At 65.2% G+C, this 6,495-nt stretch carries 5 protein-coding genes; all 5 read right to left on the bottom strand.

The window, feature by feature from the left end; translation table 11 throughout:
- Nucleotides 1–174 precede the first annotated feature (174 nt).
- Nucleotides 175–1,071 (bottom strand): oxygen-dependent coproporphyrinogen oxidase, encoded by an 897-nt coding sequence (gene hemF, locus ACVOL0_RS19800; protein WP_481550541.1) that lies wholly within the window; start codon nt 1,069–1,071, stop codon nt 175–177.
- Nucleotides 1,072–1,117: 46 nt separating this feature from the next.
- Nucleotides 1,118–2,674 (bottom strand): hypothetical protein, encoded by a 1,557-nt coding sequence (locus ACVOL0_RS19795; protein WP_481550540.1) that lies wholly within the window; start codon nt 2,672–2,674, stop codon nt 1,118–1,120.
- A gap of 16 nt (nt 2,675–2,690) precedes the next feature.
- Nucleotides 2,691–3,269 (bottom strand): hypothetical protein, encoded by a 579-nt coding sequence (locus tag ACVOL0_RS19790; protein ID WP_481550539.1) that lies wholly within the window; start codon nt 3,267–3,269, stop codon nt 2,691–2,693.
- 40 nt (nt 3,270–3,309) lie between these two features.
- Complete coding sequence (locus tag ACVOL0_RS19785) at nt 3,310–3,741, bottom strand: NUDIX hydrolase (protein WP_481550538.1); 432 nt, start codon at nt 3,739–3,741, stop codon at nt 3,310–3,312.
- A 191-nt stretch (nt 3,742–3,932) separates the two neighbouring features.
- Nucleotides 3,933–6,299, bottom strand: coding sequence for a S9 family peptidase (locus ACVOL0_RS19780; RefSeq protein ID WP_481550537.1), 2,367 nt, complete (start codon nt 6,297–6,299; stop codon nt 3,933–3,935).
- Nucleotides 6,300–6,495: the final 196 nt, after the last annotated feature.

The raw sequence follows: 6,495 nt of genomic DNA, 5'->3' as shown, positions 1-6,495 counted from the left end.
CCTGGGGGGCATTGGGGTTTAACCTGTAAACAAATTTTTTTGGGGGGGGTTTCGCCGCGAAGCTCATGGTCGGTCCGATTGCAGGCATCGTCGCCACTTCATCGCTGTCGGCTTCGCGGCTGACGCCGCTCCCACAACACCACGGCTGACACCTTTGCCGAGCATGGCTCGGCACTACAGCCAGTCTCTTGGGACCAGGTATTCGGCCAAACGTGCTTCGTCGCTGCCGGTGTCGGGCTGGTAGCCGTACTCCCAGCGCACGCGCGGTGGCAGGCTCATCAGGATGCTCTCGCTGCGGCCGCCACTTTGCAGGCCGAACAAGGTGCCACGGTCGTAGACCAGGTTGAACTCGACGTAGCGGCCACGGCGATACAGCTGGAACTCGCGCTCGCGTTCGCCATACGGCGTGTCCTTGCGGCGTTCGACAAGGGGCAGGTAGGCATCGAGGAAGCCGTCGCCAACGGCCTGCATATAGGCGAAGTCGGTTTCGAAATCAGCGTGCAGGTCATCGAAGAACAGGCCGCCAACACCGCGCGTTTCATTGCGGTGCTTGAGGAAGAAATATTCGTCGCACCAGCGCTTGTGCGCAGCATAGCGATCAGCGCCGTAAGGCGCACACAGCTCGCGTGCAACTGTGTGCCAGTGCTGCACATCCTCGTCAAACGGATAGAACGGGGTCAGGTCGAAACCGCCGCCGAACCAGGATGCCACCGTCTTGCCATCCAGTTCGGCCTGGAAGTAGCGCACGTTGGCGTGGGTGGTGGGCAGGTAGGGGTTGCTGGGATGGAACACCAGCGACACGCCACAGGCGCGCCAGGACGCTCCTGCGAGCTCCGGACGGTTGGCCGAGGCCGAGGGCGGCAGGCGGGTGCCGGCGACGTCGGAGAAGCCGATGCCGGCCTGCTCGAACACCGCGCCATCGCGCAGGATGCGGGTGCGGCCACCGCCGCCTTCGGCGCGCTGCCAGCGGTCTTCGTTGAAACGGGCCTGGCCGTCGGCCTGCTCGATGGCGGCGCAGATGCGGTCCTGCAGGCCGGTCAGATAGTCGCGTACGCGGTCGAATTCGTTCATGTGCGTACTGTAGCGCAGGCTGCTGCTACAGCCTGCGCCCCGTGCCTTACTTGCGCAGCGACTTGCCCTTGCTGGGTGCCGGCGGCGCTTCGGCTTCTTGTTCACTGTCCAGGTCTTCGGCGGCACGCATCAGCTGTGCGCCCAACCCGGCCAGTGCCCAGTTGGTGGTCTCGTAGACATCGCAGGCCACATGGGTGCCCTTGCCGTCGCGCTTGCAGATGGACAGCAGCTTGCCGGGGATGTCTTCATCACCGGTGTTCTCGTAGACCGTGCGCAGGTTCTCGCAGCCAGCGCGGACGCCGGCCTGGCACAGCTTCTGGTAGGACGGCGCGGCGGCCTGCCAGTCACCTGCCAGTGAATGGCGGTGACCGATGGCATTGCAGCCCTGCAGCTTGCCGTTGTCGCAACAGGCCTGCGGATCATTGCCCAGCGGGCAATCCTGCGGCAGCGGCAGCTCGACGAATACCTTGGGCGCGCTGCACTGCCTGTTCCCGCCCGTGCGTTGGTAGACGGCGTAGCGGTTCCAGCTGTCGATGCCGAGCAGGCCGCCATTGCGCAGCGGCTTGAGCACGAAGTCGCCGCCCTTGTCGTGGCGAATGTGGATGGCGCCATCCTGCAGGCGAGCGCGCAGCTCGCTGCCCATCCCCATCGTCACCAGGCCATCGTTGCCGAACCCGAGCTCGTCCATCAGGCCGGTGCTGGCCTTGTAGTCGCCGCAGGGCAGGGTGCTGGCGGGGGTCACTTCAAGATCGGCAGTGCTTAGCGCGGCCAGGTCTTGTGCGCGCTTGCAGGTCATCTCGTCGGCACCGGCCTTGCAGGCCAGCTGCAGCGCTTCGCGTGCGGGCAGGTAGCGCTCGGCATCCCAATGCGCATCGGCGACCTTGCCGCAGAACCCTGCGTCCGGGTGGCTGCGGCACAGCTGCAACAGGTCGTTCAAGCGCGGCTCGGGCAGGACCACGTTGTCGCTGCTCAGCGCGCCGAGCAGCGCCTTGGCCATGGCGATGCCCAGTACTTCCTTGGCCGCTGCCAGGCAGGCCGTTTCGTTGTACTGCGGGGTGCCTTCCTTGCAGACCGCAGGTTCTTCCAGGTCCGGGTCCGGCGTTGCTGCCTGTTGTGCGGCCTGCGCCTCATCACGGTAGCTGGACAGCAGGCGCTCGCAGGCGAAGGGCAGATCCTCCTGGCACCACAGGCGCAGCTGCTGCGGCGTTGCCGAGCTGGCGTTGTCGATGCAGCTGTCGATATCGGCACGGCAGCTGTTCGCGGCCGGCGTGGGCGCGGTCTTGCAGCTGCTGCTTGAATCAAGCACGTAGTCGCCGAGGCTGCCGGTGATGCGCTTGCCGTCGCGGCTGAGGCTGTACTCGGTGCTGAAGCCATTGGACACGTCGGCGGCATGCAGGGTGTTGCCCTGCTGACGGATCACGTACTGGGTAGGGGCCAGGCCTTCATAGCGCATTGAAGCCTGGCTGCTGCTTTCAACCACGAAGCGGGCCGAGCCCTCTTCGGCGGTATAGCTGCCACAGCTCAAGGTGGTGGCAGCGGCTGGCAGTGCGCTCAGCGCAAGCAGGCCGCCGGCGAGGGCGGAGAGGTAACGTGGGACGGACATGCAAACTCCGGGGGGCTCAACGAAACAGGGCGCGAACGTCGGGGCGACGCAGCTTGACTACCAACCACGCATGCAGCGCGGCCAATGCCACTGCTGCGGCACTGCCGGTGATCAGCGAGGTCCACAGGCCAAAACGCAGTTGCACGCGCATCTCCAGACCTTGTGGGGAATTGAGGAAGTCGGCAGGCACCATTGCCTGCATCGCTTCAAACATGCCGTGGATCAGTGGCAGGAAGGCGAAGTTGGCCAGCGCCACCAGCACCAGAAAGACGATGAAGCCGATCCGGCCCCATTCGCGGTGCCTGAGCAAGGCCCAGGATACCGCCAGAAAGGCGATAGACAGCAGCAGGCCCAACACGCTCAGCGAGAGCGCGTGCTCACCGAGCCAGAGCATGCCCGGCGTTACCGGAAAACCTTCGTTCTGCATCACGCGGACGATGTCCAGGCGGCTCATCGCGCCCACCAGCAGCAGCTGCAGCAGGCTCCAGGCAATGGCCATGGCAGACATCAGCAGCGACAGCTTGGCGGTGACGGCGATGAACGAGGCCGCTGCGGAAGGCGTGGCGGGAGTTGGCGGGAGCTTTGGCGGATTCACGATGGCTCGCTACGGATGTGTGGGTGGGCCAGTGCCGAACTCAATCGGCTTTCCCTGCGGGGGAAAGCGTGGCACGCGCTGCAGGCAGAACATGCAGCGCACTCAGTGGTGCCAGTTTCACACCGTGTGGTGGCTGCAGCGGTATCCACGCCAGTTCGGCAATTTCAGCCTGTACCTGAGGTGCGCCGCTGATGCTGACCAGGAAGGACTCGCCCTGTACACGGCGGCCGGGTTCGTTGACCGCGGCGTCCTCGAAGCTGCCCAGCGCAACTGCGGTGCTGCTATCGACATGCACACCGAGTTCTTCGTGCAGCTCACGTGCCAGGGTCTGCAATGCATCCTCCCCCGGCTCGCGCTTGCCGCCGGGCTGGATGAAGGTATCCGAGCCGTGTTTGCGCACGACCAGCACGCGTTGCTGCGGATCGAGGATGACGGCGGTGACGATGCGGATGGGGTTTTCGGTGAAGGACATTTGCTTCCAGCGGGTAGGGCTCCGTGGAGGGAATGGTACTGGAGGCGTGGGAGATGGTGGGCGCTGCGGGGCAGGAGCAGGATCAAGATCAAGAGCACCCCTCCCCAGCCCTCCCCTGCGCGTTGCGCAAGGGAGGGGGCCAAGCCACACCTACAAACAACAAGGGCGCCTCGCGGCGCCCTTGTCGGTGCTTACTTCAGTTCCTGCTCGAACAACTTGAGGATGCGCTTGTACTGGTCCAGCCAGGAGTCGGCACGCGTATAGCCGTGGCGTTCCAGCGGGTAGGGCGCGATCGACCAGTTGTCCTTGTGCAGCTCGATCAGCTTCTGAGTCATGTTGATCGAGTCCTGGAAGAACACGTTGTCATCCATCATGCCGTGCGCGATCAGCAGGTTGTCCTGCAGGCCTTCGGCATACTCGATCGGCGAGGAGATGCGGTAGGCCTCCGGATCGATGTCCGGGGTGTTGAGGATGTTGGCGGTGTAGGCATGGTTGTACTGGTGCCAGTCACCGACCGGACGCAGCGCAGCGCCCGCCTTGAACGTGCCCGGCGAGCGGAACAGCGCCATATAGGTCATGAAGCCGCCGTAGGAGCCGCCATAGATGCCGGCGTGGGCGCGGTCACCCTGCTTGGTTTCCACCAGCCAATCCAGGCCATCGAGGTAGTCATTCAACTCCGGATGACCCATGTTGCGGTAGATGGCGGTGCGCCAGTCGCGGCCATAGCCTTCGCTGCCGCGGTAGTCCATGTCCAGCACGATGTAGCCCTTCTGCACCAGCAGGTTGTGGAACATCTGCTCGCGGAAGTAGGCGGGGTAACGTGCATGCACGTTCTGCAGGTAGCCGGCACCGTGCACGAACATGGCGATCGGGTATTGCTTGCCCGGCTCGAGCTTTTCCGGGCCGTAGTATTTGGCCCAGACATGGCCGGCGCCGTGCTTGGACGGCACCTGCACCATCTGCGGCTGTACCCACTCACGGGCCTTGAACTCGGCGCTGCGGGTGTCGGTGAGCTTGCGTGCTTCGCCACCACTGACCGGCAGCACCGCGACCTGGGCCGGCAGGTAGGCCGCGGAGTAACGCACCAGCAGCTGCTGGCCATCCGGCGACAGGCTGAAATCCTCCACGCCATCGAGCGCAGTCACTTCACGCACGGTACCGCCGTTGACGTTGACATTGCAGACCTCGTAATCGCCCGGCCATTTCTGGTTGCAGACGAAGTAGAAGCTGTTGCCGTCGGCGCTGACCACCGGTGCCGAGGTTTCCCAGTTGCCGGAGGTGATGGCCTTGGGCTTGGCGCTGCCGCTCTGCGTGTACAGGTGCGAATAGCCGGATTCTTCGGACAGCAGCCACAGGGTGCGGCCATCGGGCATCCAGCCGTAATCGTTGAAACCCCAGTTGATCCAGCCGCCATCGGTCAGCCGGTGGCGGCTCTCCAGGCGTGCGCTGGTGGCGCTGGTGGTGGCGATCCAGCGGTCCTTGTTGTCGTTGGCGCGCAGCATCAGCGCGGCCTGGCTGCCGTCTGCATTCCAGCGGATGCCGCCGCCCATGAAGTCGCTCATCAGTTCCAGCGGACGGTTGCCCTTGAGCGCGTCCTTGCCGGCCTTGCGCCGCAGCTCGGCCAGCGGATCGGTGGCGATGCCCGGCAGGGTGTCCAGCGACAGTGCTTCGACCTTGCCGGTAGCCGCATCGGCCAGCCAGAACGCATGCGGCTCGGGATTGTTGCGGCCAACGCGGGTGCGGGTGTCTTCGGCTTCTTCGTAGCCGGACTCGGTGACGTACAGCGGCATCTTGCCGCCGCGGCCTTCGTCGTAACCCTTGGGCTTGGTCACCACGATCAGGTGGCGGGCATCGGGCGACAGTGCGCTGTCGACGATTTCGACATCGGCGCCGAGGAAGATTGGTGCCGGTGCACGGGTCGGATCGGCCTGGCGCCAACGCTCGCCCTGCTCACGCAGCTCCTCGCGCTGGGCACGGTCGGTGCGCAGGGTGGACAGGGTGCGCATCTGCTGGTCGCGCAGCACGTCGGCCTTGGGCGCGTCGGCCGGGTTCTTGTCGGCCTTGAGCTGGGCGACCTGGCTGGTGACGTTGTTGCGCGGATTCCAGTGGAACCAGTTGTTGCCCACTTCCCAGATCACGCCGCCGTCGCTGGCGAAATTGACGCCACCGGCGCGCTCGTTGCTGCGGGTCAACTGGGTCAGCGCACCGTTGCGCAGGTCGCGCACGAACACGTCGCCGTTGCGGACGAAGGCCATGCGCTGGCGGCTGCCGTCATAGACGCGGTCGGCGGCATCGAGGGTGCCGCGCTGGTCATCGGCGACCTGCTGGCCGATGCCACCACTCACCGGCAGACGGAAGCTGTCACGTACCGCGCTGCCCTGGCGCTTGAGCGTGTATTCGACCTGCTGGCCGTTCCACGACCACCAGGCCGATTCCACCGGCGGCCCGATCCAGTCCGGGTTGGCCATGGCCTGCTCGATGGTGATCGGCGTGGGCGCGGCATGGGCGCTGCCGAAAGCGGTCAACAACAGCAGGGACAGGGGCAGCAGCTTGGGCATCATTCGGCACCGGTGAAAGAGAACTGCCCAAGCGTAGCAGCAGGCCAACACAGTGGGCTGGGCCACAGGTCATGGAGGCAGGGTTCGGCGGCTGAGCTGCCGGAATCGGCAATGTTTCGGTTGCCTCGAAGGGCTGGGGCAGAAGCGTAGTGCCGAGCCATGCTCGGCTGAGGCTTTCCCGGTAAAGCACCTGCCG

This window comes from Stenotrophomonas sp. STEN021, assembly GCF_056760175.1.
The sequence above is the reverse complement of the archived record's forward strand: the minus strand, read 5'-3'. Positions and strand labels throughout refer to the sequence as shown.

Excerpts from the sequence above, each read along its gene's own strand:
- ACVOL0_RS19780 (WP_481550537.1), bottom strand. The coding sequence starts at position 6,299 with ATGCCCAAGCTGCTGCCCCTGTCCCTGCTGTTGTTGACCGCTTTCGGC.
- hemF (WP_481550541.1), bottom strand. The coding sequence starts at position 1,071 with ATGAACGAATTCGACCGCGTACGCGACTATCTGACCGGCCTGCAGGAC.
- ACVOL0_RS19795 (WP_481550540.1), bottom strand. The coding sequence starts at position 2,674 with ATGTCCGTCCCACGTTACCTCTCCGCCCTCGCCGGCGGCCTGCTTGCG.
- ACVOL0_RS19785 (WP_481550538.1), bottom strand. The coding sequence starts at position 3,741 with ATGTCCTTCACCGAAAACCCCATCCGCATCGTCACCGCCGTCATCCTC.